The sequence below is a fragment of the Lentzea sokolovensis genome, from assembly GCF_033949975.1.
Lineage (GTDB): Bacteria > Actinomycetota > Actinomycetes > Mycobacteriales > Pseudonocardiaceae > Lentzea > Lentzea sokolovensis.
The window spans coordinates 460,250-486,056 of record NZ_JAXAVU010000012.1; the positions used below are offsets into that span (position 1 = coordinate 460,250).

Genomic DNA, 25,807 nt, shown 5'->3' on the forward strand with positions numbered 1-25,807 from the left:
CGTGAACCTCAAGCCCGCCATCGCCGTCGCCCTGATCGCTCTGACAGCCCTGTCCGGTTGCAGCCGCGCCGGCAGCGGTGAGACCCCCGCCGCCGAGTCCAAGGGTGCCGCCGCCGAGGTCCGCCTCGGGTACTTCCCGAACGTCACCCACGCCGCCGCGCTGATCGGCGTCGAGAACGGCCTGTTCGCCAAGGAGCTCGGCAGCACCAAGCTGACGACGCAGACGTTCAACGCGGGCCCCGACGAGGTGAACGCTTTGCTGGGCGAGTCCCTCGACATCGCCTACATCGGCTCAGGACCGGCGATCAACGCCTACGCGAAGTCCAAGGGCGAGGCCGTGAAGCTCATCGCGGGCGCCACCTCGGGTGGCGCGCAGCTCGTGGTGAAGCCCGAGATCAACTCGATCGAGGAGCTCAAGGGCAAGGTCGTCGCCACGCCGCAGCTCGCGAACACGCAGGACGTGTCGCTGAAGAAGTACCTGGCGGAGAAGAACCTGACCGGCCAGGTCACCGTGCAGAACGTGGAGAACGCGGCGTCGCTCGACCTGTTCAAGAAGGGCGACATCCAGGCCGCCTGGGCGCCGCAGCCGTGGTCGGCACGCCTGGTCGCCGAGGCCGGCGCGAAGGTGCTGCTCGACGAGAAGACGCTGTGGGACGGCGGGGCGTTCCCGACCACCGTGGTCATCGTGCGGACGAAGTTCTTGCAGGAGCACCCGGAGACGGTCGAGGCCGTGCTGAAGGGTCACGTCGCGGCGATCGACTGGGCGAAGGCGAACAAGGACGAGGCGAAGAAGGCCGCCAACGCCCACCTGGAGAAGCTCACGTCCAAGAAGCTCGGCGACAAGATCCTCGACGCCGCGTGGGACAACATCGAGCTGACCACGGACGCGCAGGCCAAGCACTTCCCGCAGCTCGCGAAGGACGCCGTGACCGCCGGGGTGGCCAAGGAGGCCGCGAACGTCGCCGGGTACGCCGACTTCACGTTGCTGAACAAGGTTCTGCAGGCACAGGGCAAGCCGCAGGTCCAAGCAGCGGGCCTGGACAAGAAGTAGTTCCGAGACGTTGAGGGGAAGGCACACGACCATGACCGCCACACTCGAAACCACTTCTCTGTCCACTGTGGATACCGCTGTCGAACTGTCCGGCATCCGCAAGGTTTTCGGCCACGGCAACTCGGCCGTGGTGGCGCTCGACGGGGTTGATCTCAAGGTCAAGCCCGGTGAGTTCGTGTGCCTTCTCGGCGCGTCCGGCTGCGGCAAGAGCACGCTGCTCAACATCGTCGCCGGCCTGGACGGCGCCACGTCGGGCTCGCTGGAGCTCAACACGTCGCGCCCTGCCGTGATGTTCCAGGAACCCGCTCTGATGCCGTGGCTGACGGCGTCGCGCAACGTCGAACTGGCGCTGCGGTTCGCCGGTGTCGGCCGCCTGGCGCGCAGGCGTCGCGCTCAGGAACTGCTCGAACTGGTGCGGCTCGGCGACGTCGCGGACAAGCGTCCACACGAGCTTTCCGGTGGTATGCGTCAGCGCGTGGCACTGGCTCGCGCACTGGCTTCCACCACCGTGTCCGCCGACGGGGCTCCCGCCCTGCTGCTGATGGACGAGCCGTTCGCCGCGCTCGACGCCATCACGCGCGACGTGCTGCAGGCCGAGCTGATCCGGGTGTGGGAGACCACGAACACCGCGATCATCTTCGTGACGCACGACGTGCGCGAGGCCGTGCGCCTCGGCCAGCGGGTGGTGCTGCTGTCGTCCCGTCCCGGCCGCGTCGTGCGCGAGTGGGACGTGACGGACTCGCGTGACGAGGTTCTGGACGAGATCAACACTCATCTGCGAGAGGTCATCAGTGGCCACGCCTCCTGACACGCTCGACAAGGTCGGCGCCGGCCTCGACGCTCTGGACGCGCCCGTCGAGGCGTACAGAGCGTCGCGGTGGCAGCGTTTCCTGAAGACCGGCGTGCCACCGATCATCGCGTTCGCACTGCTTTTGGGCGTGTGGCAGGGACTCTGGGCCTCGGCTCTGCTGCCGGAGTTCCAGCTGCCCGCCCCGGTCAACGTGTGGAACGAGCTCGTCCGCTCGATCTCCACCGGCGAGGCGTTCGGCATCCTGTGGACCTCGTTGCACCGCGCGGTGCTCGGGTTCCTCGCGGCGGTGCTGATCGCCACGCCGCTGGGCCTGCTGGTCGCCAAGGTGCGGGTGGTGCGGGCGGCGATCGGGTCGTTGCTGACCGGTCTGCAGTCGCTCCCCTCCGTCGCCTGGGTTCCGGCCGCGATCCTGTGGTTCGGCGTCACGCCGTCCACGATCTACTTCGTGGTGCTGATGGGCTCGGTGCCGTCGATCGCCAACGGGTTGGTGGCCGGTATCGACCAGATTCCACCGCTGCTGCCTCGGGTGGGACGCGCGTTGGGCGCGGGACGACTGGCTTCGGCTCGGCACATCCTGCTTCCGGCGGCTCTGCCTGGATATCTGGCCGGGCTGAAGCAGGGCTGGGCGTTCTCGTGGCGGTCGCTGATGGCCGCGGAGATCATCGCGACCTCGCCCCAGCTCGGCGTCGGCCTTGGCCAGTACCTGCACAACGGGTCGTCGTTGAACGACATCAACATGGTGATCGCGGCGATCTTCCTGATCCTGTTGGTGGGCATCGGGATCGAGCTGCTGCTGTTCCGTCCGCTGGAGCGCGCCGTGCTGCGGGCTCGTGGTCTGACGGGGGCGCTGTGACTCCGCTTGTCGCCGTAGCGCACGGCAGTCGGGATCCCCGCTCGGCCGCATCGATCCACGCTCTGCTGGACGTGGTGCGGTCGTTGAGGCCCGAGCTGGACGTGCGCGGCTGCTTCCTCGACCTGTGCGCGCCTCGGCTTCACGACGTGTTGCGCGAGCCCGCGGTGGTCGTGCCTTTGTTGCTGGGCAAGGCTTATCACGCCCGCGTCGACGTTCCGGCCGCCGTCGCCGAGTCTCGGGTGCCGGCGATCGTGACGGACGTGCTGGGACCGGATCCGCGACTGGAGTCGGCCGCGCTCCGGAGGCTTTCCGAAGTGGGCGTCGACTTCAACGACAGGTCTTTGGGTGTGGTGCTCGCCGGTGCCGGCTCCTCGCACGCTCCGGCGAACGAGGCCGTGGCCCGCGTGGCCCGGCGCTGGGCTCGCGAGTCGGGCTGGGCCGGCGTGGAGGCGGCGTTCGCGTCGATCGCCTCGCCGACCGTGCCCGAGGCGATCGAGCGTCTGCGGAGGAAGGGCGCCAAGCGGATCGCCGTGTCGTCGTGGTTCCTCGCTCCGGGACTGCTGCCGGACAAGGTCGCGCGGCTCGCGGATGACGCCGTGGTGGCGCGGCCCCTGGGTGACGACGTCGAGGTCGCGCAGCTCGTGCTCGACCGCTACGACCTGGCCCTGGCGCGGCAGACCGTCGCCGCCTAGTTCTTCTGCGCCGACAGGTATCCGACCGTCGCCCAGCCAGGCCGTGCACGTGAGCGGCCGTGACGGTGGCGATGAGCCGCGGCCGGCTGCCACCGCCGGCTTGATCCGCCGAATCGACCTCGGCACGAAGCCCTGACGTGGTACCAATTCCCGCAACGGCACCGGGGGGCGACGTGGACGACTCACACCAGTCCAATGACAGCAGCGTTTCCAATGACAGCAGCGTTTCCAATGACAGCAGCGTCCGGGACGGCATCTTCGACGGCAGTGCCGACGATCTCGCGGATCTCAGCCACCCCGACACCGTGGACTTCGACGACGGCTTCAGGCACTCCCGACGCCGTTCCCGCCGCGGCTACCGCGACCTGTCCGGCGCGCCCTCGTGGGTCAAGGCGTTCGTGTGGACGGGCGCCCTCCTGGCGATCGCGGGCTTCGGCGTGATCCTGTTCGGCGTCCTGGGTCCCTCGGGCGCGCCCGAGCCGGCCAGACGCCTGACGCCTGCCTTCCCGACGGCGGTCACGTTCGGCGACGTGCCACCCGACTTCCAGGACGGCCAACTGCCGCCCGGCTTCCCGAACCAGCCCATGCCACCCGGCTTCCCGAACCAGCCGATGCCCCCTGGCTTCCCGGCCGACCAGCTGTCACCCGAGTTCGGGTCGCTCGAGACGCCGAACTTCCCCCGGCAGCCCACGCCCCCGAGCGTCGGTGGCCCGAACCTGGGCCTGGGCTTCGGTCTCTTCTTCGCCGGCTTCGTGCTGACGGCGATCGGCGCACTGGGCCACAGCACCTCGACCCGGCGCTGACCCGCACCGCGGCGCCACTTTCGGCCGCCGCCACAAGATCGAATGCGCAGCGCCGTTCGGGCGATGTGAAGTGTGAACTGTTGACGTGAAACCTACTCATGAGTAGTCAGTTGACTACGCCGTGTGCTGGAAGTGTCCCTCGTCCACTCAACGGGGAGAGGCCATGAAGCTAGCCGGAATTGCCGCAGCCGCACTGGTACCGATGCTGATGTTCGCCGCCAACGCGTCCGCAGCCGCTCCGCAGACGATCACCTACAAGCTCCGGGCGAGTGCCGCCGGGCAGTCGTCGGACTTCACACTCGACCAGGGCGTCGACGCGTCGGCGCCCGCGACCGTCGCACCCAACGGCACGGTCGCGGTCACCGTCGACCCCGCTCCCAACAAGATTCCGACCGAGGCCGGCGGGCGGCAGGTGCGGGAGATCAAGGGTCTCGCGCTCCGGTTGCCGGTGCCGGCCAACTCGAAGTTCCAGTCCGCGTCGCTGTCCGGCGGCTCCGGACTGGGTGGCACGCCGACGGTCGCCCTGTCGGGCAACGACGTCGTGCTGACCGTGCCCGGTCCGATCAAGGGCGGCGCCGACTTCGAACTGCCGACCGTCACGATCAACCTGCAGGCCGGCGGCACCGGGACGATCACCACGAAGCTGGGTGGCACCAGCTACGACGCCCCGGGCCTCACCTTCACCGCGGTCGTCGTGGTCATCGGGTTCCCGATCAACGCCGCCGCGAAGGGCTACCCGGACCCCAACCCCGTGCTCACCACCACCACGATCGGCTAGAAACCCCGATGCCCCACCCCCTGCCGGGCATCAGGAAGTAGCCGCGACCAACGCGGTCATCGTGGCGAGCGTCGTGCGCAGGTCTTCCAAGGAGACCTGCGCACTGACGCGGTTGGCCCACTCGTGCTGCGCGTCCCGCAACCGTTCGATAGCCGCATATCCCTCAGGGGTGGGCCGCACGAGCTTCGCGCGGGCGTGCGCCGGGTTCGGCAGGTACTCCGCCAAACCCTTGTCCACCAACAGGTCCGCGATCCGCTGCACGGACTGCCGCGCCAGCCCCATCTCCCGTGCGATCCCGGAGACGGACAACGGCTCGCGCAGCACCGCGCCGAGCACCTGCCACCACGCCGCGGTGAGGCCGACCGGCTTCGTCATCACCTCGGCCGCGTCGAGAAACGCTCCGTACAAACGGAAAGTCCTCATCACGACGTCGGTCAGCACGTCACCTGATTCGGTCCTGGACGCCGACTCACTCGTGGACACTGGCCACCAGCTTCCCGAACGCCGCGGGCGTGTCGTCGCGGTTGAACTCGTACCAGGCTTCCAACGTGCGAGGGGAGAACGTCTCCAGCTCCGCCAGCACCTCGCGGGCGAACTCCAAAGCTGAAGCGCCACCGGCCGTGATCACACCATCAGCGCGCACCACGCGCTCGTCGCGGTACAGCGCCGCGCCGCCGTAAGAACCAAGCCCCTCAAGGAAGTTCGACGTGTGCGCCACGTCGTCCAGCAACCCCTCGGCCGCCAGCCCGACCGTCGCGCCGCAGATCGCCGCGATCGGCTTGCCCGCCTCGCGGAACCGCCGCGCGAGCTTCCCGAACGCCGCCAGCTCACCGGTCTCCCAGCCGTCGCCGCCCGGCAGCACGAGCATCGCCGCGTCGTCCAGCGAAACGTCCTCGATCGCGACGTCGGGCAGCATCCGCACCCCGCCGACAGTGCGGATCGGGTCCGTGGTCAGCCCGACCGTCCGAATCTCGTACCGCCCCGGCTGCTGCTGGAACTGCTGCAGGCTGACCTGCGCGGCCACGTGGCCGTACTCCCAGTCCGCGAGCTTGTCGGCCAGAACGAGGTACACCGTCTGTGTCATGACAGTAGACTGTCATAAGTGACAGCATCCTGTCAAACACCACCGCGGCTAAGGTCAGCCTCATGGCAGATGAGCTGGTCCACCACGAGGTGCGGCGTGGCATCGCGACGATCACGCTGGACTCCCCCCACAACCGCAACGCGCTGTCGTCGCAGCTGCGCCGGGAGCTCAAGGAGCACCTGAGCACAGCGGCGAAGGACGACGGCGTGCGCGTGGTCGTGCTGACCCACACGGGCTCCGTGTTCTGTTCCGGCATGGACCTCAAGGAGGCCGCCGGGGCGAGCGCGGGCGACCAGGGCGTCAACGAGTTCCCCGCGATCCTCGAACAGCTCTGGACCAGCCCGAAGCCGGTCGTCGCGGCCCTCAACGGCCCGGCGCGCGCCGGTGGCGTCGGCATCGTCGCGGCGTGCGACATCTCCATCGCCGCCAACGACGCCACGTTCGCGTTCAGCGAGGTCCGGATCGGCGTCGTGCCGGCCGTCATCTCGGTGACGGTGCTGCCGCGGCTGCTCCCCCGCCAGGCCCACGAGCTGTTCCTGACCGGCGAGACGTTCGACGCCAAGCGCGCGGTGGAAATCGGCCTGCTCAACGCCGCGACCGACGACGTCGACGCGGAGGTCCGCCGCTACACGGACATGCTCGCGCTCGGCGCGCCCAACGCGCTGGCGGCCACCAAGGAGATGCTGCAGCAGGAGAGGTCCACGAATCTCGGCGAGGTCTTCGCGGACATGCTCAAGCTGTCAGCCCAGCACTTCGGCGGACCCGAGGGCCAAGAGGGCATCACGGCGTTCAAGGAGAAGCGCAAGCCGTCCTGGGTGCCGGCGGACTAGGGCCCTAGAACCAGCCGGTGCACTCGATCCTGCCCTGCGAGGACCCGCACGCGCGCATCAGCTTGCCGTCGTTCTTGAACGCCTCGGTGTACTTCGCGGTCCCCGAGTCGATCCTGGTGTAGCCGAGGAACCCCTCGTGCCCGTTGGCCGAGGGGTCCTTGCGGTCCGTCCAGATCTCCTCGCCGGGCGTGCCGTGCGAGATGCGGCCCCACGCGCACTTGGACTTGTTCGACGCGCGCAGCTCGACCACACGGCCGTTCTGCATCGTCACGGGGTTGTCGCCGTCGAGAGTCTCGAACGGCGAGAAGGGCCCCTCCTGCGAGCAGTCGGGGTCACCGGCGAACGACACCGCCGGACAAAGCACTCCAACAACCGCGACGACGCCGAGCGCACAGCTCAAGCGGCGGAATTGCGTTCCCATGGAATGGCACTGTCCACTCCGGACGCCGAACCCGCAGCCCCAGTCACCGTTCCGTGCGAATCACGCGCACTTTTCGGTCACCTGATTCGGCGGTCTGTTTCGCAGCGTCACGCAGCACTTCCGAAACGGAGGAGTCCAGGTTCGCGGGCACGATCAGCGTGTACTCGCCCGCCGGCAGCCAGGACAGATCGGTCAGGCTGTCGTACAGGGCGTCGAGGTTCTGCCCGAACCACTCGGGGAAGTCGAGCGCGGCGGCAATGGCCGAGATGGCGGCGGACTTTTCCGAAACGAGAATGTGCCGTTTCACTTCTTCACGTCCACGACGATGAACGACGAATAGTGATCGCCGGTGTAGAAGACTTCCTTTTCGGAACCGGTGACGATGCGCCGCGCACCTCGGTCGGGACTTCCCGGCGTCGGCACGGTGTACTCCTTGTAGTACCCGGAGTCCTTGGCGGGCAGCCGCTTCTCCCGGTTCTGGAACGTCACGCCGTCGTTGCGCGGGTACGGGAACGGACCCTTCGCCTCGATCAGCTTCCAGGTCTTGCCGGCCTCGGCGGGCAGCTTCGACAGCGCCTCGACGTTCAGCCCGGAGTTCGCGCCGGGCACGGTCTCGCCCTGCGCCGCGCTCGTGACCACGGGCTTCGAGGTCTGGGTGGGCGGCCCGGACGAGTTGTCCTTGAAGAACCATCCGACCACGACCAGGGCAACGAGCCCGACCAGTGCGACGGTCAGGCGACGACCAGGACTCACGCTGCGACCTTCTCCGATTCGGGTTCCGGGTCCGGCTCAGGGACCGACGCGGGATTGTTCGCTCCCCAGTCGGCGACCCGGTCGATCAGCCGCGCCACGCCCAGGCACAAGGGCAACACCACGATCATCACGACGGGGAACTGCACGGCGACGGGCAGCTGCACGACCCACAGCTCGACCCCGTCCCACCACTGCACCAGCCAGTCCACACCCCCGAGCCTAGCGTCTGCTGTCCCGTGACCCGTGTCACGGCATTTGGCCACGATCCAGGTGGGTATGTTGCGAACCATGTTCGCCGTATACGCAGCAGAACCCAGTCCCGAGAACCCGCTGGCCTCGCTTCGCGTGGGCGAGCGCCCCGAACCCGAGGTCCCCGCCGGGTGGGTGCGCGTCGCGGTCAAGGCGGCCAGCCTCAACATGCACGACCTGTGGACGTTGCGCGGGGTCGGCATCAAGCCGGAGCAGTTCCCGATGATCCTGGGCTGCGACGGCGCCGGCGTCCTCGACGACGGCACCGAGGTGGTGCTGCACTCCGTCATCGGCGACCCGAACTGGTCCGGCGAGGAGACGCTCGACCCGAAGCGCACGCTGCTCACCGAGAAGCACCAGGGCACGTTCGCCGACTACGTCACGGTGCCGGCCAACAACGCGCTGCCCAAGCCCGCGGACCTCACGTTCGCCGAGGCCGCCTGCATGGGCACGGCATGGCTGACGGCGTACCGGATGCTGTTCGTGAAGTCCGGCCTGCGCCCCGGCCAGACGATGCTCGTGCAGGGTGCGTCGGGCGGTGTCTCGACCGCGCTGATCCAACTCGGCCGCGCCGCGGGCTTCCGCGTGTGGGTCACGGGCCGCAGCGAGGAGAAGCGCGCGCTGGCGACCACCCTCGGCGCCCACGACACGTTCGAATCCGGCGCCAGGCTGCCCGAACGGGTCGACGCGGTGTTCGAGACCGTCGGCAAGGCCACCTGGTCGCACTCGATGAAGGCGCTGAAGCCCGGCGGCATCGTGGTGATCTCCGGCGCGACGTCCGGCGACGCCTCCGCGGCCGAGCTCCAGCGACTGTTCTTCCTGCAGCTGCGCGTGGTCGGCTCGACCATGGGTACGCGCGAGGAGCTGGGCGACCTGATCCGGTTCTGCGCCCTCAACGACCTCAAGCCCCAGATCGGCGCCGAGCTGAAGTTCGAGGACGCCGAGCAGGGCCTGCAGGCGATGCTCGACGGCGACACCGCGGGCAAGATCGTCTTCACCCGCCCGTAAAAGGCGCAAGACGCCTGAAAACGCCCTTCTGCCCAGCGGGTTCGGACGAACCGCGTGACAGTGGTCTCCATGACCACACAGGGCGTTTTCAGGCGCAAGCCCATAGACCAGATCGCCGAGGACAAGGGCGACGGGCTCACCAGAACACTGGGCCTGTGGCAGCTCACGGCGATCGGCATCGGCGGCATCATCGGCGCGGGCATCTTCTCGCTCGCGGGCGCCGTCGCGAACAAGACGGCAGGACCGGCGGTGCTGGTCTCGTTCCTCATCGCGGGTGTCGCGAGCGCGGCGGCGGCGTTCTCGTACGCGGAGTTCGCGGGCATGATCCCGAAGGCCGGCAGCGCCTACACCTACGGCTACGCGGTGCTCGGCGAGATCGTCGGCTGGTTCATCGGCTGGGACCTGCTGCTGGAGTACACGGCGATCGTGGCGGTGGTGGCGATCGGCATCTCGGGCTACTTCACCGAACTGCTGTCGTTGCTCGACATCCACCTACCGCAGTGGATGCTGGGCGCGCCGGGCACGGAGACAGGTGACGTCGCCGCGGGCAGTTACAAGGTCAACCTGTTCGCGGTGGTGCTGTGCCTGCTGATCGCGTACGTGCTGAACACGGGCATGAAGAACGCGGCGCGGTTCGAGACCACGTTGGTGTACCTGAAGGTCGCGGTCGTGGCCCTGGTCGTGATCGTCGGCGCGTTCCACATCAACACCGACAACTACAACCCGTTCTTCCCGTTCGGCATCTCGGGTGCGCTCACGGGTGCGGCGACGGTGTTCTTCGCGGTGTTCGGCTACGACGCCATGTCGACGGCGGCCGAGGAGTCGAAGGACTCCCAGAAGCACATGCCGAAGGCGATCATCTACTCGCTCGCGGTGTCGATGGTGCTGTACGTGCTGGCCTGCCTGGTGCTGACCGGAATGGTGAACTACAAGGACGTCGACGCGGAGTCCGCGTTCGCCACGGCGTTCGCCGACGTCGGCCTGCCCGCGCTGGGCATCATCATCAGCGTCGGCGCGATCCTCGGCATCACGACGGTGCTCTTCACGTTCCTGCTGGGCGCGGCCCGCGTCGGCTACTCGATGAGCCGCGACGGCCTGCTGCCCCAGTGGTTCGCGAAGACGCACCCGGTGAAGCACGTGCCGTCGCGCATCACCTGGGTGCTGGGCATCGCGTCGGCGCTCATCGCCGGTTTCCTGCCGATCGCGGAGGCCGCCGAGCTCACCAACATCGGCATCCTGCTGGCGTTCGTCGTCGTGTGCATCGCCGTGATCGTGTTGCGCTACATGCAGCCCGACCTCCCGCGCACGTTCAGGACGCCGGGCATGCCCGTGGTGCCGATCATCGGCGTGATCTTCTCGATCTGGCTGATCACGTTCCTCAACCCGGAGACCTGGCTGCGGTTCGCGATCTGGTTCGTGATCGGCCTGATCATCTACTTCACCTACTCGAAGCGGCACTCCGTCATGGAGCGTCAGCCCAAGCGGTGACGATCTGGTCGAGGGCGGAGAGCGGCACCGCGCCGCTCCCCACCACCAGGTCGTGGAACGCGCGGACGTCGAACCGGTCGCCCATCTTCGTCTCGGCCTCGGCCCGCACGCGCTGGATCTCCAGTCGCCCCACCATGTACGCGAGCGCCTGGCCGGGCGACTCGATGTACCGGTCGATCTCGGCGTTGATCTCCGGCTCCGGCATCACGGTGTTCTCGCGCAGGTAGTCGACGGCCTGCTGCCGCGTCCAGCCGAACGCGTGGATGCCCGTGTCGACCACCAACCGGCCAGCGCGCATCGCGTCGAGACCCAGCATGCCGACGCGCTGCTCGTCCGACGAGTAGAGACCCATTTCGTCCGCGAGGCGCTCGGTGTAGAGGCCCCAGCCCTCCAGGTACGCCTCGATGAACGCGAACTTGCGCATGTTGGGCAGGTCGAGTTCGGACGCGATCGAGAACTGGTAGTGGTGGCCCGGTACGGCCTCGTGGAACGCCGTCACCTCGGACAGCGTGCGGCTGCGTTCGGTGGCGCCCAAGGGGTTCAGCCAGTACGTGCCAGGACGTGACCCGTCCGGCAGCCCCGGCTGGTAGAACGCGATCGCCGACGTCGGCCGTTCCGCCTCCTCGACGGCGCGCACCTGGCAGGCGGCCGTGGGCATGCGGCCGAACCAGTTCGGCGCCTCCGCCTCCGCCCGCGCGATCGCCTCCAGGGCGTTCTCGATCATCTGTTCTTCGTTGTCCCACAGCAGTTCCGTGCGCAACCGGTGGAAGATCTCCGGCACGTCCTTCGTGCCCCACAACCGCGAGCCGATCTCCGCGTACTCCTCCCGCAGCGACGCGATCAGGTCGAGACCCAGCCGGTGCAGCTCGTCGGGAGTGCGGGTGGTCGTCGTGTAGTTGCGGGCGAGCTTCGTGTAGTTCTGCTCGCCGTCCGGCAACCAGCACAGGCCCGGCTGGTCGTCGGAGCGGCCGTCCTCGATCGACGTCAGCACGTCGCGGAACCCGGCGATGGCCGTGCGGATCTCGGCGGAGTGCTCGCCCTCCCACTCCTGCACCGGCGCGGCCAGCACGCTCTCCATGCGCTTCGCCCCGACCTCGAGGTGGCGGCGCAACGGCCGGCGGTCGGAGTCGCGGACCCGCTCCCCCGCCTGTCCGATGTAGCGCGCGAACTGGTCGACGCGCCCGGACACGTCGAGTCGCGACGAGATCATGAGCAGGCCGTTGACCGGCGCGCTCAGTCCGGTGGCGACGGTGTGCTCGATCAGCCTGGCGTCGATGCGGTCGACGATCGCCTTGCCCTGTTGCTTGATGACCGCGAGCGTGACGGGGTCCTCGGTGTCGTCCGTCTCGGCCTTGTCCAGGATGCCGGCGATCCGATCCCTGATCACGCGCTCGCCGTCCGCGCTCAGGTCCTCGAGCTTGTCCTCCCAGCCCGGCACCCCCAGCATCGTGGCCCGCAGCGGCGAGTAGTCCATCATCGCCTGGAACATCTCATCAGCGAGTGACATCAGGCCCTCCCAGACCAGTCGGAGACAAGTTTGCCGAGCGTGGGCAACGGCACTATGCCGTTCTCCAGCACGAGATCGTGGAACGCCCTGATGTCGAACCGATCGCCCATCGCGGACCGGGCCTCCTCGCGCACACGCTGGATCTCCAGGCGTCCCACCATGTACGCGAGCGCCTGGCCCGGTGCCTCGATGTACCGGTCGACCTCGGAGTTGATCTCCGCGTCGTCCATCGCGGTGTTCTCGCGCAAGTAGTCGACGGCCTGCTGCCGGGGCCATCCGAGCGCGTGCAGGCCCGTGTCGACCACGAGCCGGCCGGCGCGCATCGCGTCGAGCCCCAGCATGCCCAGGCGGGCCTCGTCAGACGAGTACAGGCCCATCTCGTCGGCCAGGCGCTCGGTGTAGAGGCCCCATCCTTCGAGGTAGGACTCGATGAACGCGAACTTGCGCACGTTCGACAGCTCGGTCTCGGCGGCGATCGAGAGCTGGAAGTGGTGGCCGGGAATGGCCTCGTGGAACGCCGTCACCTCGGACACCGTGCGGCTGCGTCCGGTGGCGTTCAACGGGTTCACGAAGTACGTGCCGGGACGAGACCCGTCGAGCGCGGCGTCCTCGTAGTACGCGAACGCGGCGTTGTGGCGGTCGACCTCCGGCACGAACCTGATCTCGCAGCGCGCCTTCGGCAACCGCCCGAACCAGTTCGGCGTCTCGGCCTCGGCCCGCGCGACGGCGTCGACCGCGCTGACGAGCATCTCGTCCTCGTTGTCCCACAACAGATCCGTGCGCAGCCGCCGGAAGATCTCCGGCACGTCCGAGATGCCCCACACCCGCGAACCGATCTCCGCGTACTCGTCCCGCAGCGACGCGATCAGGTCGAGCCCGAGCCGATGCAGTTCGGCGGGACTGTAGGGAGCGGTCGTGTAGTCGTGAACGAGCTTGCGGTAGTTCTCCTCGCCGTTGGGCAGCCAGCAGAGACCGGCCTGCTCGTCGTCCCGTCCCGGCAGGCCGAGCAGGACCTCGCGGTACCGGGCGAACGCCGGACGCAGGTCCGCGTCGCCCTCCCACTGCTGACGGGGAGAGGCGAGGAACCGTTCGACGTAGGCCGCGCCGTTCTCCACGTGCCGGCGCAACGGTGTGCGGTCGGTGTCGAGCAACCGTCGCTGCGCCTGTTCCAGGAAGCGCGGAACGAGGTGCAGCCGCTGCGAGAAGTCCACCTGGGAGGCGGCCCTGAGCAGACCCGCGACCGGCGCGTTGGCCCCTCGCGACACCGTGTGCTCGACCAGCCGCGCGTCGACGCGGGTGATGATCGACTCGGCCTGGTGCCGGATCACGTCCCGCGAGACCTGGTCCTCGTCGCTGTCGTCGAGGCGCTCGAGGATGCCGGTCAGCCGCGCCCGCAGTGCCTGGTGGCCGTCGACGCTGAGGTCTTCGAGCCGGTCGTCCCAGCCCGGCACACCGACGAGCGTGGCGAACAGCGGGTTCCAGTCCATCAGAGCGTGGAACATCTCATCGGAGAGCGAGGTCACGCTCTCCTTCTTAGCCGCGAGAGAACCGCTGAGCCAGGGATTTGATCGTTTCGGTCAGCTCCGCGCCGATTCGCCTCACGACCGCGCCCGCCGGTTCGGCCGTCGCGAGGGGATACGTGGTGCCCGCCCACAGCGACATGACCTCCACCTCACCGGTCGCGCGCACTGGTCGCGTCAAGTGGTGGACGTTCGGGTACGCGGCGGGAGCGTGCGGGCCGTGCTCGATCAGGAACCGGTTCACGAGCCCTCGCGCGGGCCGCCCGCTGAACGCCCGCGTGAGCGCCGTGCGCCGGGCTCCTTCGGCGAGCGCTTCTCGTTGCGTCGCATTGGTTCCCGCCTCCGGACAGCCCAGGAAAGCGGTGCCGAGCTGCGCCGCGACCGCACCCGCGGCCAGCACGGCGGCGACGTCGGCGCCGCTGACGAGACCACCGGTCGCGATCACCGGCAGGTCGACGGTGCTCTTCACCAGCCTGATCGCCGCGAGGGTGCCGTACAGCTCACCGCCGCCGGGCGAGATGCCGTCGTCGGCGAACGTGCCGCGGTGGCCGCCCGCGTCCGAGCCCTGCACGCACAGGACGTCGGCGCCGATCTGCCGGGCCTGCCTCGCCTCGCTCGGGGTGGTGACCGTCACGACGATCGTGGAGCCCGCCGCCTTGAGCCGCTGGACGTCGTCGGCGTCGGGCAGGCCGAAGGTGAACGACACCACCGGAACCCGCAGCGCCAGCACGAGTTCGAGCTTCGCCGCGTAGTTGTCGTCGTCCCAGCGGGGATCGCCGAGCGCGGCGCCGACCTTCTCGGCGCAGGCCGTGACGCGACGCACGTAGGACGAGATGTCGCTGGTAGGCCGTGTTCCAGGCACGAAGAGGTTGACCCCGAACGGCTTCGCGGTGAGCTCGCTCGTGCGTGTGATCTTCTCCGCGAGCTGCTCGACGGTGACGTACCCGGCCGCGAGGAACCCGAACCCGCCTGCCTCGTTGACCGCGGCGACCAGTTCGGGGGTGGAGGGGCCACCTGCCATCGGCGCGGCGATCACAGGCACGGCCAGCGTGTGGAACATGGAAGACAACCTAGTTGGATCGGCCGGCAAATGCCTGGTGAAGCCCTGTGTCCTTGATGACGCAAGGACTGGTCCGAACGGACGTCGGCGTCACGTCCACTGTGGACGTGACGCCGACGGTTCCATCATCTAGGGCAGGGAGTCCAGATGAGGGGCAACGGTGTTCGCGAACTGCCAGTTGTTCGAGGCGTCCCAGTTGATCGACCACGTCATGGCGCCGCGGATGGACGGCCAGGTCGTGCTCGGCTTGAACGTCCCGCAGTTGGTGCCGCGGGCGAGACAGCTGAGCGCGTTGTTGACGTTGGACGGCGACTGGTAACCGCCACCGGCACCGGACGGCGACGCGGGCAGGCCGAGGCCAACCTGGTCGGCGCGCAGGCCGCTCTGCAACTGGATGCACGCGAGCGCGGTCAGGAAGTTGACCGTGCCCTGGCTGTAGACCTGCTGGTCACAGCCGAGCATCGAGCCGGAGTTGTAGTACTGCATGTTGACGATGGTCAGGATGTCCTTGGTGGCCAGCGCCAGCTTGAAGTACTCCGCGTTGACGTTCTGCATGTCGATCGTCTGCGGCGCCATGGTGATGACGGTGCCGCCGCCGGCGTGGATGGCCCGCAGCGCCTGACCCATGTACTGGGCGTTGACGCCGTTCTCCAGGTCGATGTCGACGCCGTTGAAGCCGTAGCTGGAGATCAGGCTCTTGACGCTGTTGGAGAAGTTGGTCGCCGCCGTGGAGTTGCCGACGCTGATCGTGCCCTTCTCACCGCCGACGGAGATGATCACCTTCTGACCGCGGTTCTGCACGGTCTTGATGTCCGCGCGGAACTGCGCGTCGGTGTAGCCACCGAGCTGGCTGCTCAGGCCGGGGTCGAGGTTGAACGCGACCTGGCCCTGCACCGCCGTGGCGTCGGCGAACGAGACCGCGATGATGTCGTAGGTGGTGGGAACGTCCGCCAGCTTCAGAGCGCGCGCACCGTTGTAGAAGTTCTGCCAGTAGCCCGTCAGGACGTGCTTCGGCAGACCGGTGTTCGGCGGGTTGCTGGTCGTGGTGGTGGTCGTCGTGGTCGTCGTCGTAGTGGTGGTGGTCGACGTCGTGGTGCTCGTGGTCGTCGGCGGCGTGCCGGGGCCGTCGAGGTTGACGTCGTCGGCGTAGTACGCGGGCTGGCCGTACCAGCCGTGCAGGTAGATGGTGACGCTGGTGGCGCTGCCGGTGGTGAAGTCCACGGTCAGCTGCGAGAACCCGCTCGTGCCGGGCGTCCAGGTGTTCTTCTCCACGCCACCGGTGACGCCGAGGTAGACGTAGCTGCCCTGCACCCACGCGGACAGCTTGTAAGCCGTGTTCGGTTGCACCGTCACGGTTTGCTGGCACCGCGCGTTGCTCTGTCCGGCGGGTGCGCCCTGCAGGGCGTACGTGCCGGTGCGCTTCGTGCTGTTGGTGACGCTCGTGCCCTCGGTGCAGGTCCAGCCGCTCAGGTTGCCGGCCTCGAAGCCGCTGTTGGCCGCGAGGTTCGCGGCGGCAGCGCTTCCGTTGATCACCAACACCAGACCGGCACAAGCGAACAGCGCGGACAGCAGCGCTACAGCTGCTCGTCTGGTCTTGGACATGGTCCACCTCCACACATCATGCGGCGGCCATGTTGTGAGTGGACTAAAAATGGACTAGACCACTGCGTTCGGTCAAGCCCTGGTTTAACTTGAGGGCGTGTTCACCCTCGAAGACGCCATCACGATCGCCACCGCCGCCCACGACGGCCAGGTCGACAAGGCGGGCCGGCCGTACATCGGCCACCCGCTGCGGGTCATGGCGTCGATGACGGGCGAGCAGGAGCAGATGGCCGCCGTCCTGCACGACGTCATCGAGGACACCCCGGTCACCGCGGACGATCTCCTCGCGCGCGGCTGCCCCGATGTCGTGGTCGACGCCGTCGTGGCCCTGTCGCATCTCCCGGAGGAGCCGCAGGAGGACTACCTCCGCCGCGTCGCCGCGAACCCGTTGGCACTCTCCGTGAAGCGCGCGGACATCAGCGACAACCTCTCCCCCGCTCGCATGGCCCGCCTGGATCCCGCCACACAAGATCGTTTGAAGACCAAGTACGCGCGCGCCCTCGGGTTGCTCGCGGAGTACGTGAGCTAACTCGCTTCTTCATCGGTACAGGTCGCTTGAACAGGGTGTATTATCGAATCGTAACCAAGATTGGAAGGACACGATGACCCGCCACGACCTGTCCGTGAAGTCCCTGCGTTCGAGCCTGGCCTCGCGCCGTGAAGCTCGCTTCTCGCGCCGGAGCCTCGAACGGCAGTTGGCCAGCTACACCACCGAGAGCGACCGCCTCGAACTGGACGCCATCCTGTCGCGCCACAGCGCGGAGGAGACCGGCGAGCTCCGTTCGATCATCAACCGGCAGGCGATGGACCGCCTTCTGCGGTCCGCCTGACGAGTCACCCTGGGGCCACCCCGGCAACGTTGCCGAGGGTGGCCTTCGCGTTTCTAGAACAACCTCTTGAGGGTCAGGACGTTGTCCTTGCGCGTCTCCTCCTGGCCGTCCGGCCCGACGAGCGGCCGTTCCACCACCTCGTCGGTGACGATGATCCAGTTGTCCTTCAGCGCGAGGTGGTCGAGCACGTCCTTCGTCGTCGGGAAGTAGTAGTCCTGGTGCTCGGACCACGACGGCGCCCCCGCGTGCCCGCCGACGACCAGGTATCCGCCCGGCGCGACCGCCTTCGAGGCCCGCTTCAGGATGCTGTTGCGCTCCCCGTCCTCCTCGACCGGCGAGTGCAGGAACTGCGCGCTCACCAGGTCGTACAGGCCGTCGGGGAACGTGGCCTTGAGATCGTGCTGCTCCACCGAGATCTCGACGCCGGCGTCGTACGCGTGCTTCAGCGCCCGATCCAGCGCGACCTGCGACACGTCGACGCCCAGTACCCGCCAGCCCCTCTTCGCGAGCCAGACGGCGTCACCACCTTCCGCGCACCCGATGTCGAGCGCGCTGCCGGGCGTGAGCCGCTCGACCTCGCGCACCAGCAACGGGTTCGGCTTGCCGGACCAGACCTGGTCCCGCTCCGAGTAGAAGGTCTCCCAGAACTCCTGTGCGGTCGTCATGCTCCGACGATGCTCCCGTTCGTGCCGGATTGGCAAACTACGTTGCTGATCCGGCAACGCCGGGGCCGGGCAGCAGGTCGACGTCACCGGCCCGCATCGGCTCACCACAGTGGTCGCACCGCAGTTCGACGTCCGCGATCTCCCCACAGGCGTGATGCCGGTAGAGCACCGGCGGCCCCGCCTCGCCCGCGAGCCACCGGTCACCCCAGCCCTTCATGACCATGAGCAGGTCGATGAGCTCGGTGCCCTTGATCGTGAGCACGTACTCGTAGCGCGGCCGCTGGTCGTACGGCCGGCGCTCCAGAACTCCTTGCTCCACAAGGTGATTCAGTCGCTCGGTCAGCACCTTGCGCGAGATCCCGAGATCGGCCTGGAGCTGCTCGAACCGGTTCATCCCGACCCACACGTCGCGCAGGATCAGCGGCGACCACGGCTCCCCGATGACGTCGAGCGTGCGCGCGATCGAACACGCCATCCCGCTGAAGCTCGTCCGCTGCATGTCACCACTCTAGCAACTCGGGGTTCCCTTAAGGAACTCCAGCCTGCTACGGTCTTGGAGTCTCTTAAAGGAACTCCAAGGGAGCACGAGATGAGCAAGGTGATCAGCGCCCACTCGGTGTCGGTCGACGGGTACATCACCGGCCACGACCCTCGTCCGGGTCAGGGCCTCGGCGACGGCGGCATGCTGTTCGACTGGTACTTCAACGGCTCCGTGGAGAGCCAGGAGTTCGGCGGCTTCAAGCTGAGCGAGCCGAGCGCGAAGGTCTTCGACTTCCACGCCGGACGCGTCGGCGCCGTGGTCGCCGGCCGCAACACCTTCGACGACTCCGAGAGCTTCGGCGGCGGCAGCCCGCACCCGAACGCCAAGCTCGTCCTGCTCTCCCATCGAGCCGCGGACCTGACCGACCGCCAGACGCCGGCCATGTCCATCGAGGACGCGATCGCCAAGGCCCTGGAACTCGCTGACGGCAAGGACGTCGGCCTGATGGGCGGCGGCGTGCTGAACGCGGCACTCCAGGCGGGACTGGTCGACGAGGTCGTGCTGCACCAGGTGCCGATCCTGCTGGGCGGCGGCCGCCCGTTCTTCCAGGAACTCCCGAAGCACGTGCGCCTCACCCTGATCGACGCCACCCCTGCCCCCGGCGTGACCCACCTCCGTTACGAGGTGCAGCGATGAACGCGGACGTCCGCACGGTGCTCGACGGCACCCCGATCGCCCACCTCGCCACGCTCCTGCCCGACGGCGCGCCTCACTCGGTGCCGCTGTGGATCGGCACGCACGGCGACCACATCGCGATCCTCACCGGGCCTGGGTCCCAGAAGGCCCGCAACCTGCGCCGTGACCCGCGCGTGGCGATTTCCCTGACACCGCCGGACAACCCGTTCCAGCCGGTCGTCCTGCGCGGCCGGGTCGTGGAGTGGCTCGAAGGGGACGCGGCGTGGGAGATCATCGACGCGATCGCCCGGAAGTACATCGGTGGGCCCTACTCGCGCGACGAAGAACGGGTCGTCGTGCTCATCGCAGCCTCCTGAGCTCTCTTTCAGTCGTGAGCGAACGTCCGGCCTGTCTCCGGGCAGCCCTCGCTAGGCTTGATCGGCGCGCCTCGACCACCTTGCCCTGGGGGAACAGTGCACCGTTTCGCGGCCAGTCCTGCCCTGGAGCGGCTGGAATGGATTCTCGACGGCCTGGACGGGAAACCCGGCTGGGGAGCTGACGCGTCCGACGTGCTCGCGGCCGCGTTCACCGCCGTCGTCACGCCCGAGAGGTACGTCGAGGTCACCCGTGGTCGAGCTGCCCACTACGCGCCGGTCGTCGTGGTCGGTCTCGACGTCGGCGAGACCACCGCGCGGGCGCGGATCCGCCGTCACGATGGCACCGTTGATGTCGTTTCCTGCGTCGTCGAGGCCGCACGGCCGCATCGAATCGCCTCCACGTGGGTTGCCGGACTGGTGCCGACCGACCTGACACCGAGGTTGCCGGCCGATTTCACCGACTACGACCTGCCTGCCGCCGCCACGGATGCCCGGCTGGTCGTGTTCTCCGGGGTGCCCGGCAGCGGAAAGAGCACCCTGGCCGACGCCGCGGGTGCCGAGCTGGGGATCCCGGTCTTCGCCACGGACTGGCTGCTCGGCGCGCTGACCCCGTTCGGCGGTCGCCATTTCGAGGCTTCACTGGCCATCGCCGAAGAGGTGCTGACCACGCTCGCTCTGCGGCAGCTCGCCGCCGGACAGTCCGTCATCCTCGATCACCCCACCGAACGGGTCGCGACCAGGGACCGCTGGCGCAGCCTGGCCCGCCGGACCGGTGCGGAGTTCCGTGTGGTCGTGTGCCGGTGCTCAGACCCGCAAGTCCACCGTGGCAGGCTCGAAGGCCGCAGCCGCGAAATCCCCGGCTGGCACGACGCCGGCGACTGGTCCGACGTGCGGCAGCGACTGGCGAGCTTTCCGTCCTGGCACGGGGAGGCGCTCTCAGTGGACACCGTTCAACCAAGCGAGCGGTCCCTTGCCGCGGTCGTACGGCACATCACCGCCTGACGCCCGTGAACCAGTTGCTCGAACAGCCGAAAGCCGGACCCGCCAAGCGGATCCGGCTTCCAGCACGCGACGAACCTACTTCTTGCCCTTCGGCTCATCAGTGGACAGCGCGGCGACGAAGGCCTCCTGGGGCACCTCGACGCGGCCGACCATCTTCATGCGCTTCTTGCCTTCCTTCTGCTTCTCCAGCAGCTTGCGCTTACGGGTGATGTCACCGCCGTAGCACTTGGCCAGCACGTCCTTGCGGATGGCGCGGATCGTCTCGCGGGCGATCACGCGGGCACCGATCGCGGCCTGGATCGGCACCTCGAACTGCTGCCTGGGGATGAGCTCACGCAGACGGGTCGCCATGCGCGTGCCGTACGCGTAGGCGTAGTCCTTGTGCACGATCGCGCTGAACGCGTCGACCGTCTCACCCTGCAGCAGGATGTCGACCTTGACGAGCTCCGCGTCCTGCTCGCCGGACTCTTCGTAGTCCAGCGACGCGTAACCGCGGGTGCGCGACTTCAGGGAGTCGAAGAAGTCGAAGATGATCTCGCCGAGCGGCATCGTGTAGCGCAGCTCGACGCGGTCCTCGGACAGGTAGTCCATGCCGCCGAGCTGGCCGCGCTTGGACTGGCAGAGCTCCATGATCGGGCCGATGTAGTCGGACGGCGCGATGATGGTGCACTTCGTGATGGGCTCGTAGACCTCGGCGCGCTTGCCCTCCGGCCAGTCGGACGGGTTCGTCACGACGATCTCGGCGCCGTCCTCCATCACCACGCGGTACACGACGTTCGGGGCCGTGGAGATGAGGTCGAGACCGTACTCGCGCTCCAGGCGGTCGCGGGTGATCTCCAGGTGCAGCAGGCCGAGGAAGCCGCAGCGGAAGCCGAAGCCCAGCGCGGCGGAGGTCTCCGGCTCGTAGGTCAGAGCAGCGTCGTTGAGCTGGAGCTTGTCCAGCGCCTCGCGCAGCTCCGGGTAGTCCGAGCCGTCGACCGGGTACAGGCCGGAGTAGACCATCGGGCGGGGCTCGCGGTAGCCGGCCAGCGGCTCCGTGGCGCCCTTGCGCTCCGACGTGACGGTGTCGCCGACCTTGGACTGGCGCACGTCCTTCACGCCGGTGATCAGGTAGCCCACCTCGCCGACGCCGAGGCCCTGCGACGGCTTGGGCTCCGGCGAGACGATGCCGACCTCGAGGATCTCGTGGGTCGCACCGGTCGACATCATCTTGATGCGCTCGCGCGGCGTGATCTTGCCGTCGACGACGCGGATGTAGGTGACGACGCCGCGGTAGGTGTCGTAGACCGAGTCGAAGATCATCGCGCGGGCCGGGGCGTCGTCGCTGCCGACGGGCGCCGGCACCTTCTTCACGACCTCGTCGAGCAGCGCGCCGACGCCGAGACCGGTCTTCGCCGAGACGCGCAGCACCTCGTCCGGCTCACAGCCGGTGATGTGCGCGATCTCCTTCGCGTACTTGTCCGGGTCCGCGGCGGGCAGATCGATCTTGTTCAGCACCGGGATGATGGTGAGGTCGTTCTCCATCGCCAGGTACAGGTTCGCCAGCGTCTGCGCCTCGATGCCCTGCGCGGCGTCGACCAGCAGCACGGCGCCCTCACAGGCCTCCAGTGCGCGGGACACCTCGTAGGTGAAGTCGACGTGCCCAGGCGTGTCGATCATGTGCAGGACGTGGTCCTGCCCGTCGAGCTGCCACGGCAGGCGCACGTTCTGCGCCTTGATGGTGATGCCGCGCTCACGCTCGATGTCCATGCGGTCGAGGTACTGCGCCCGCATCGCCCGCGCGTCGACCACGCCGGTGAGCTGCAGCATGCGGTCGGCCAGCGTCGACTTGCCGTGGTCGATGTGCGCGATGATGCAGAAGTTCCGGATGAGCTCCGGCGGCGTGAAGGTCGTGTCGGCGAACGAGGTCAAGGCAGTCCTCAACAGGAAATCGGACGGGTGTCCCCTTATGGTCCCATAGAGGTCGCTGTGCCCTGCACCACTAGGGTGCGTCCGTGCAGACGAACGGTGAAGACCCCCGCCCGGCGAAGGGCGCGGTCCGTGAGGTTTTCGACGCGGCACAGGCCGCCAAGCTGGACTACGCGCCCACCATGGACGGCGACGCCGACCCCGGTGAGGTCGTGTGGGCGTGGGTGCCCTTCGAGGAGGACGCCAACCGCGGCAAGGACCGCCCGCTGCTGGTCGTGGGCCATGCGGGCACCGATCTCGTGGCGCTGATGCTCTCGTCGAAGGAGCCGCGCGACGACTTCCTGGAACTGGGCGCGGGCGCCTGGGACCGCGAGGGCAGGCCTTCCTACCTGCGCCTCGACCGCGTCTTCGCCCTCGACTCGGATGACGACATCCGGCGTGAGGGTGCCGTGCTGGCACCCGCCGCCTTCGGCCAGGTCGTGGACGTCCTACGCGAACGTCACGGCTGGCGCTGAACGAACGCACGCCACGCGGGTGCGCTGAAGCTCAGCGTGCCCGCGTCGGCGTTCTTGGAGTCACGAACCAGCACGTCCTGAGCGATCGAGACCTCGACGCAGTTCCCGTCCTCGGTCGCATCGCTGTAGCTGCTCTTACGCCAGGCGCGGTCCTCGGCCATCGAATTCCTCTCGCGGTGGGCTGACGTACTCCGCCAGCTTGCTCCGCGATTGTTCCGCATCCAGCGCGACCTCATCCAGGTGGTCGAAGAGCAGCCTGGTGCGCGCGATGGCCCCTGGATCCTGCACGAACACCTTTGCGAGGTCGGTCTCACCGAAGGCGACCGGGTACGCCTTCTCGTACTCCCAGAGCACGCAGCCCGACGACGGAACCACGACGTGCGCCGGCACGATCCGGATCTCGGGCGCTCCGAACAGGAGCTTCGCGCACTGGTCTTCCATGATCTGGTCGTTCCCGACCTGCTGCCGCAGTGCGAGCTCGTGGACGTAGAACAAGCAAGTCGGCCGATCGTGTCGTCGCAGGATCGCCTGGCGTTCGATGCGGAACTGCACGATCGTCGGGATTCGTTCCTCCGCGATGAAGCCGCCCAGCCGGTACAGCGCGTCGGCGTACTCCGGCGTCTGGGAGAGACCGGGCACGGACCGCGGGTCGTAACTGGTGATCGTCTTGGCGGTCGCCTCGGCCAGAGCCATCGTCCGCGTGTTGTCCGGCACCTGCACGATGTACTCGTCGAAGGCCTTCGCGTAGCGCCGCCGGAACTCCTCGAAGAAGTCGGCGTCCTTGCCGCATGCGGTCAGGAACTGCACCAGGTCGATCTCGGTCGCACGAGCCTTGCCGTGCTCAATGGTGGACATCTTGCTCGGATCCCAGCCGAGCCGGATGGCCATCGCGCGGCCACCCAGCTCGGTGCAGGTCTCCCGCAACCGACGCAGTTCTTCCCCGAGGTCCCGGCTGTACGCAGTGGATGTGATCACAGTCATAGGCCGAAACTAGGGTTTGTAGCAGGTCCAAATAAGGTGCTCATTCGGGTGAAAACGTCCTACGCGAGGCGCGTGATGTCGACCGTCACCTCCAACGCGGTCGCCGCGCTACCCGAGTAGATCCCCTTCAACGGAGCCACATCCGCGTAGTCGCGGCCGAGCGCCACCCACACGTGCCGAGGTCCGACCGGCATCGCGTTCGTGGGGTCGTACCCCCACCATCCGCCGGTCCACGCCTCGATCCACGCGTGCGACTCGCCGCGCACCGTCTCTCGCAGCGCGCCGTCCTTCTTCGTGTGCAGGTATCCGGACACATAACGCGCCGGAATCCCCATGCCTCGCAACAACACCAACGTCAGATGCGCGAAGTCCTGACAGACGCCCTTCTTCTCCTGCCACGCGTCGACGGCGGAACTGTGCACGCCGGTCGACCCCGGCTGGTAAGTCAGCTGCTCCCACACCCACTGCGACGCCGCGAGCACCGCACCCGAGGGCGACTGCCCCTTCTTGAGGTCGCGTGCCACGGCCAGCAGGTCGCGGTTGCGCGGCGTGTAGCGGGTGGGCTCGAGGAACTCCGTGTAGCGGTCAACGATGTTCTCCGCGCGCACGTCACCCCACGTGCCCGTGGTCACCGGCTCGATCTCCGAACTCGTCTCGACGACCGATGACGCGACTACCTGCAGTTCCTTGTGCGGAGCGTGCAGGTCGAACGACGTGACCTCCGTGCCCCAGTAGTCCGTGTACCGGTACGCACGGGTCGCAGGGGTGGTCTCGACGCGTGAGACGACCACGTTCTGTCGGCGGTCACCACGCGGTGTCAGTCGCGCCTCGTTGTACGACTGCGAAACAGGTGCGTCGTACTGGTAGCCCGTCGTGTGCACGACACGTACTCGCCAGCTCATGGTCAGCCCACCTCGGTGTTCGTCCAGGCGACCCACTGCGCCACGTGGAAGTACTGCTGCGACACGGCTTCACCGACGTCACGAACCGTCTTCTGCAAGGCCGCCAGCCGCTTCGGCAGGTCGTCCAGCAGGTCGTGCGGCCGCAGGAACTCCAGCTCGCTGCGCGCCTGGCCCAGCAACCGAAGCGCCTCCGCCCGCGCCCCCACACGCACCGACGGCTGGTTCTCCAGCTGTTCCAAACAGGACTCGGCCTGCCTCAGCGCGTGGAACACCGACCGCGGGAACAGCCTGTCCAGCAACAGGAACTGCACCACTCTCGACGCGTCCAACGCGCCGCGGTACGTCCTCAGGTACGTGTCGTGCGCACCGGCCGACCGCAGAACCGTGACCCATCCAGGAGAGGACGCCTTGTCTCCCACACGAGCCAACAGCAGCCGCACGATCATGTCGACGCGTTCGACCGACCGTCCCAGCACGAGGAACCGCCAGCCGTCGTCCCGTGACATCGTGGAGTCGGCCAGGCCCGCGAACATCGCCGCCCGTTCCTCCACAAAGCTGAAGAACGCGTGCGGCCCCATCGTGCGCGCGTAGGTCTGCCGTTCCGCGACGGCGTTCCACATCGCGTTGAGGCACTCCCACATTTCGGTCGACACGACTTCGCGAGCACCACGCGTGTTCTCGCGCGCGCTGTTGACCGACGACACGATCGAACTGGGGTTGTCCTTGTTGTACGCCACCAGTTCCGTGAGCGACCACACGTCGAACTGGTCGGCCCCGACCGGTGGCTTGATGCCCAGAACCGTCAGCAACTGCCGCGACGTGGCGTCCGGGTCGACGGTCGCGTCCTCCAGCAGCTGATGGACCGAGACGTCCAGAATGCGCGCCGTGTCGTCGGCCCGTTCAACGTAACGGCCGATCCAGTACAGCGACTCCGCGTTGCGTGCCAGCATTTCGCGCGCCT

At 68.0% G+C, this 25,807-nt stretch carries 32 protein-coding genes; 15 read left to right on the plus strand and 17 right to left on the minus strand.

Going from position 1 to position 25,807, the window contains the following annotated elements; translation table 11 throughout:
- Position 1 precedes the first annotated feature (1 nt).
- The 6 genes from SK854_RS30975 (at position 2) to SK854_RS31000 (ending at position 4,988) form a co-directional block, all read left to right on the plus strand.
- The gene (locus tag SK854_RS30975; RefSeq protein ID WP_319978638.1) at positions 2-1,051 is read left to right on the plus strand and encodes an ABC transporter substrate-binding protein; all 1,050 of its coding nucleotides are present in this window, start codon (positions 2-4) and stop codon (positions 1,049-1,051) included.
- A gap of 31 nt (positions 1,052-1,082) precedes the next feature.
- Positions 1,083-1,859: an ABC transporter ATP-binding protein gene (locus SK854_RS30980; protein ID WP_319978639.1), complete on the plus strand. Its 777-nt coding sequence runs from the start codon at positions 1,083-1,085 to the stop codon at positions 1,857-1,859.
- Positions 1,843-2,715, plus strand: a complete 873-nt coding sequence (locus SK854_RS30985) for an ABC transporter permease (protein WP_319978640.1) — start codon at positions 1,843-1,845, stop codon at positions 2,713-2,715. The genes SK854_RS30980 and SK854_RS30985 overlap by 17 nt, the downstream gene beginning before the upstream one ends.
- The gene (locus tag SK854_RS30990) at positions 2,712-3,407 is read left to right on the plus strand and encodes a sirohydrochlorin chelatase (protein ID WP_319978641.1); all 696 of its coding nucleotides are present in this window, start codon (positions 2,712-2,714) and stop codon (positions 3,405-3,407) included. Before SK854_RS30985 ends, SK854_RS30990 begins: the two co-directional genes overlap by 4 nt.
- A gap of 173 nt (positions 3,408-3,580) precedes the next feature.
- Positions 3,581-4,210, plus strand: a complete 630-nt coding sequence (locus SK854_RS30995; protein WP_319978642.1) for a hypothetical protein — start codon at positions 3,581-3,583, stop codon at positions 4,208-4,210.
- A 163-nt stretch (positions 4,211-4,373) separates the two neighbouring features.
- The gene (locus tag SK854_RS31000) at positions 4,374-4,988 is read left to right on the plus strand and encodes a cyclase (RefSeq protein ID WP_319978643.1); all 615 of its coding nucleotides are present in this window, start codon (positions 4,374-4,376) and stop codon (positions 4,986-4,988) included.
- Positions 4,989-5,018: 30 nt separating this feature from the next.
- Here SK854_RS31000 and SK854_RS31005 read toward each other — a convergent pair whose 3' ends face one another.
- Both SK854_RS31005 and SK854_RS31010 read right to left on the minus strand, forming a co-directional pair.
- Positions 5,019-5,471, minus strand: coding sequence for a MarR family winged helix-turn-helix transcriptional regulator (locus tag SK854_RS31005; RefSeq protein WP_319978644.1), 453 nt, complete (start codon positions 5,469-5,471; stop codon positions 5,019-5,021).
- A complete protein-coding gene (locus SK854_RS31010; RefSeq protein WP_319978645.1) occupies positions 5,458-6,072 on the minus strand; it encodes a DJ-1/PfpI family protein in 615 nt (204 codons plus the stop codon). The genes SK854_RS31005 and SK854_RS31010 overlap by 14 nt, the downstream gene beginning before the upstream one ends.
- A gap of 62 nt (positions 6,073-6,134) precedes the next feature.
- Between SK854_RS31010 and SK854_RS31015 the strand changes: the two genes are divergently transcribed.
- Positions 6,135-6,902: an enoyl-CoA hydratase family protein gene (locus SK854_RS31015; RefSeq protein ID WP_319978646.1), complete on the plus strand. Its 768-nt coding sequence runs from the start codon at positions 6,135-6,137 to the stop codon at positions 6,900-6,902.
- Positions 6,903-6,906: 4 nt separating this feature from the next.
- Here SK854_RS31015 and SK854_RS31020 read toward each other — a convergent pair whose 3' ends face one another.
- From SK854_RS31020 to SK854_RS31035, 4 genes are read right to left on the minus strand one after another with little or no spacing between them, the layout of a single operon-like run.
- The gene (locus SK854_RS31020) at positions 6,907-7,323 is read right to left on the minus strand and encodes a hypothetical protein (RefSeq protein ID WP_319978647.1); all 417 of its coding nucleotides are present in this window, start codon (positions 7,321-7,323) and stop codon (positions 6,907-6,909) included.
- A gap of 43 nt (positions 7,324-7,366) precedes the next feature.
- On the minus strand, positions 7,367-7,630 hold the full coding sequence (locus SK854_RS31025; RefSeq protein ID WP_319978648.1) for a barstar family protein: 264 nt from the start codon (positions 7,628-7,630) through the stop codon (positions 7,367-7,369).
- Entirely contained in the window at positions 7,627-8,076 is a 450-nt protein-coding gene (locus SK854_RS31030; protein WP_319978650.1) for a ribonuclease domain-containing protein, read from the minus strand. Before SK854_RS31030 ends, SK854_RS31025 begins: the two co-directional genes overlap by 4 nt.
- Positions 8,073-8,285, minus strand: coding sequence for a hypothetical protein (locus SK854_RS31035; RefSeq protein WP_319978651.1), 213 nt, complete (start codon positions 8,283-8,285; stop codon positions 8,073-8,075). Before SK854_RS31035 ends, SK854_RS31030 begins: the two co-directional genes overlap by 4 nt.
- 79 nt (positions 8,286-8,364) lie before the next feature.
- Between SK854_RS31035 and SK854_RS31040 the strand changes: the two genes are divergently transcribed.
- Both SK854_RS31040 and SK854_RS31045 read left to right on the plus strand, forming a co-directional pair.
- Entirely contained in the window at positions 8,365-9,333 is a 969-nt protein-coding gene (locus tag SK854_RS31040) for a zinc-binding dehydrogenase (protein ID WP_319978652.1), read from the plus strand.
- Between the two features lie 69 nt (positions 9,334-9,402).
- Positions 9,403-10,821: an amino acid permease gene (locus tag SK854_RS31045; RefSeq protein ID WP_319978653.1), complete on the plus strand. Its 1,419-nt coding sequence runs from the start codon at positions 9,403-9,405 to the stop codon at positions 10,819-10,821.
- Here the strand turns inward: SK854_RS31045 and SK854_RS31050 are convergent.
- From SK854_RS31050 to SK854_RS31065, 4 genes are all read right to left on the minus strand, one after another.
- Positions 10,796-12,328: a DUF885 domain-containing protein gene (locus tag SK854_RS31050; RefSeq protein ID WP_319978654.1), complete on the minus strand. Its 1,533-nt coding sequence runs from the start codon at positions 12,326-12,328 to the stop codon at positions 10,796-10,798. The genes SK854_RS31045 and SK854_RS31050 overlap by 26 nt on opposite strands.
- Positions 12,328-13,851, minus strand: a complete 1,524-nt coding sequence (locus SK854_RS31055) for a DUF885 domain-containing protein (protein WP_319978655.1) — start codon at positions 13,849-13,851, stop codon at positions 12,328-12,330. The genes SK854_RS31050 and SK854_RS31055 overlap by 1 nt, the downstream gene beginning before the upstream one ends.
- 10 nt (positions 13,852-13,861) lie before the next feature.
- Positions 13,862-14,908, minus strand: a complete 1,047-nt coding sequence (locus tag SK854_RS31060; RefSeq protein ID WP_319978656.1) for an NAD(P)H-dependent flavin oxidoreductase — start codon at positions 14,906-14,908, stop codon at positions 13,862-13,864.
- 129 nt (positions 14,909-15,037) lie between these two features.
- Positions 15,038-16,510, minus strand: coding sequence for a chitinase (locus tag SK854_RS31065; protein WP_319978657.1), 1,473 nt, complete (start codon positions 16,508-16,510; stop codon positions 15,038-15,040).
- 97 nt (positions 16,511-16,607) lie between these two features.
- Between SK854_RS31065 and SK854_RS31070 the strand changes: the two genes are divergently transcribed.
- Both SK854_RS31070 and SK854_RS31075 read left to right on the plus strand, forming a co-directional pair.
- A complete protein-coding gene (locus SK854_RS31070; protein ID WP_319978658.1) occupies positions 16,608-17,039 on the plus strand; it encodes a phosphohydrolase in 432 nt (143 codons plus the stop codon).
- 73 nt (positions 17,040-17,112) lie between these two features.
- Entirely contained in the window at positions 17,113-17,340 is a 228-nt protein-coding gene (locus tag SK854_RS31075) for a hypothetical protein (protein ID WP_319978659.1), read from the plus strand.
- A gap of 53 nt (positions 17,341-17,393) precedes the next feature.
- Here the strand turns inward: SK854_RS31075 and SK854_RS31080 are convergent, their stop codons facing one another.
- Positions 17,394-18,005 carry a class I SAM-dependent methyltransferase gene (locus SK854_RS31080; RefSeq protein ID WP_319978660.1) on the minus strand — a complete coding sequence of 204 codons (612 nt, stop codon included), beginning with the start codon at positions 18,003-18,005 and terminating at the stop codon, positions 17,394-17,396.
- 37 nt (positions 18,006-18,042) lie between these two features.
- Entirely contained in the window at positions 18,043-18,504 is a 462-nt protein-coding gene (locus tag SK854_RS31085) for a winged helix-turn-helix transcriptional regulator (RefSeq protein WP_319978661.1), read from the minus strand.
- 90 nt (positions 18,505-18,594) lie between these two features.
- Here SK854_RS31085 and SK854_RS31090 point away from each other — a divergent pair, with 90 nt between their 5' ends.
- From SK854_RS31090 to SK854_RS31100, 3 genes are all read left to right on the plus strand, one after another.
- Entirely contained in the window at positions 18,595-19,182 is a 588-nt protein-coding gene (locus tag SK854_RS31090; protein WP_319978662.1) for a dihydrofolate reductase family protein, read from the plus strand.
- Complete coding sequence (locus SK854_RS31095; RefSeq protein ID WP_319978663.1) at positions 19,179-19,538, plus strand: PPOX class F420-dependent oxidoreductase; 360 nt, start codon at positions 19,179-19,181, stop codon at positions 19,536-19,538. The genes SK854_RS31090 and SK854_RS31095 overlap by 4 nt, the downstream gene beginning before the upstream one ends.
- Positions 19,539-19,634: 96 nt before the next feature.
- Complete coding sequence (locus tag SK854_RS31100; RefSeq protein WP_319978664.1) at positions 19,635-20,540, plus strand: AAA family ATPase; 906 nt, start codon at positions 19,635-19,637, stop codon at positions 20,538-20,540.
- 75 nt (positions 20,541-20,615) lie between these two features.
- Here the strand turns inward: SK854_RS31100 and lepA are convergent, their stop codons facing one another.
- Positions 20,616-22,451, minus strand: coding sequence for a translation elongation factor 4 (gene lepA, locus SK854_RS31105; RefSeq protein ID WP_319978692.1), 1,836 nt, complete (start codon positions 22,449-22,451; stop codon positions 20,616-20,618).
- An 83-nt stretch (positions 22,452-22,534) separates the two neighbouring features.
- On the opposite strand from lepA, the gene SK854_RS31110 reads away from it, so the two are divergent.
- Positions 22,535-22,963 carry a type II toxin-antitoxin system PemK/MazF family toxin gene (locus tag SK854_RS31110; protein WP_319978665.1) on the plus strand — a complete coding sequence of 143 codons (429 nt, stop codon included), beginning with the start codon at positions 22,535-22,537 and terminating at the stop codon, positions 22,961-22,963.
- On the opposite strand, the gene SK854_RS31115 is transcribed toward SK854_RS31110, so the two are convergent.
- Genes SK854_RS31115 through SK854_RS31130 form a run of 4 tightly spaced genes read right to left on the minus strand, consistent with a single transcriptional unit; the run spans position 22,948 to position 25,796 of the window.
- Complete coding sequence (locus tag SK854_RS31115; RefSeq protein WP_319978666.1) at positions 22,948-23,124, minus strand: DUF397 domain-containing protein; 177 nt, start codon at positions 23,122-23,124, stop codon at positions 22,948-22,950. The two genes, SK854_RS31110 and SK854_RS31115, sit on opposite strands and share 16 nt — an antisense overlap.
- Positions 23,099-23,944 (minus strand): helix-turn-helix domain-containing protein, encoded by an 846-nt coding sequence (locus SK854_RS31120; RefSeq protein ID WP_319978667.1) that lies wholly within the window; start codon positions 23,942-23,944, stop codon positions 23,099-23,101. Before SK854_RS31120 ends, SK854_RS31115 begins: the two co-directional genes overlap by 26 nt.
- Positions 23,945-24,003: 59 nt before the next feature.
- A complete protein-coding gene (locus tag SK854_RS31125; protein WP_319978668.1) occupies positions 24,004-24,846 on the minus strand; it encodes a transglutaminase family protein in 843 nt (280 codons plus the stop codon).
- 2 nt (positions 24,847-24,848) lie between these two features.
- The gene (locus SK854_RS31130; RefSeq protein WP_319978669.1) at positions 24,849-25,796 is read right to left on the minus strand and encodes an alpha-E domain-containing protein; all 948 of its coding nucleotides are present in this window, start codon (positions 25,794-25,796) and stop codon (positions 24,849-24,851) included.
- Positions 25,797-25,807: the final 11 nt, after the last annotated feature.

Excerpts from the sequence above, each read along its gene's own strand:
- SK854_RS31010 (WP_319978645.1), bottom strand. The coding sequence starts at position 6,072 with ATGACACAGACGGTGTACCTCGTTCTGGCCGACAAGCTCGCGGACTGG.
- SK854_RS31085 (WP_319978661.1), bottom strand. The coding sequence starts at position 18,504 with ATGCAGCGGACGAGCTTCAGCGGGATGGCGTGTTCGATCGCGCGCACG.
- SK854_RS31080 (WP_319978660.1), bottom strand. The coding sequence starts at position 18,005 with ATGACGACCGCACAGGAGTTCTGGGAGACCTTCTACTCGGAGCGGGAC.
- SK854_RS31040 (WP_319978652.1), top strand. The coding sequence starts at position 8,365 with ATGTTCGCCGTATACGCAGCAGAACCCAGTCCCGAGAACCCGCTGGCC.
- SK854_RS30980 (WP_319978639.1), top strand. The coding sequence starts at position 1,083 with ATGACCGCCACACTCGAAACCACTTCTCTGTCCACTGTGGATACCGCT.
- SK854_RS31095 (WP_319978663.1), top strand. The coding sequence starts at position 19,179 with ATGAACGCGGACGTCCGCACGGTGCTCGACGGCACCCCGATCGCCCAC.
- SK854_RS31060 (WP_319978656.1), bottom strand. The coding sequence starts at position 14,908 with ATGTTCCACACGCTGGCCGTGCCTGTGATCGCCGCGCCGATGGCAGGT.
- SK854_RS31075 (WP_319978659.1), top strand. The coding sequence starts at position 17,113 with ATGACCCGCCACGACCTGTCCGTGAAGTCCCTGCGTTCGAGCCTGGCC.
- SK854_RS31125 (WP_319978668.1), bottom strand. The coding sequence starts at position 24,846 with ATGAGCTGGCGAGTACGTGTCGTGCACACGACGGGCTACCAGTACGAC.
- SK854_RS31090 (WP_319978662.1), top strand. The coding sequence starts at position 18,595 with ATGAGCAAGGTGATCAGCGCCCACTCGGTGTCGGTCGACGGGTACATC.
- SK854_RS31015 (WP_319978646.1), top strand. The coding sequence starts at position 6,135 with ATGGCAGATGAGCTGGTCCACCACGAGGTGCGGCGTGGCATCGCGACG.
- SK854_RS31020 (WP_319978647.1), bottom strand. The coding sequence starts at position 7,323 with ATGGGAACGCAATTCCGCCGCTTGAGCTGTGCGCTCGGCGTCGTCGCG.
- SK854_RS31130 (WP_319978669.1), bottom strand. The coding sequence starts at position 25,796 with ATGCTGGCACGCAACGCGGAGTCGCTGTACTGGATCGGCCGTTACGTT.
- SK854_RS31115 (WP_319978666.1), bottom strand. The coding sequence starts at position 23,124 with ATGGCCGAGGACCGCGCCTGGCGTAAGAGCAGCTACAGCGATGCGACC.
- SK854_RS31000 (WP_319978643.1), top strand. The coding sequence starts at position 4,374 with ATGAAGCTAGCCGGAATTGCCGCAGCCGCACTGGTACCGATGCTGATG.
- SK854_RS31050 (WP_319978654.1), bottom strand. The coding sequence starts at position 12,328 with ATGTCACTCGCTGATGAGATGTTCCAGGCGATGATGGACTACTCGCCG.
- SK854_RS31065 (WP_319978657.1), bottom strand. The coding sequence starts at position 16,510 with ATGTCCAAGACCAGACGAGCAGCTGTAGCGCTGCTGTCCGCGCTGTTC.
- SK854_RS31045 (WP_319978653.1), top strand. The coding sequence starts at position 9,403 with ATGACCACACAGGGCGTTTTCAGGCGCAAGCCCATAGACCAGATCGCC.
- SK854_RS31120 (WP_319978667.1), bottom strand. The coding sequence starts at position 23,944 with ATGACTGTGATCACATCCACTGCGTACAGCCGGGACCTCGGGGAAGAA.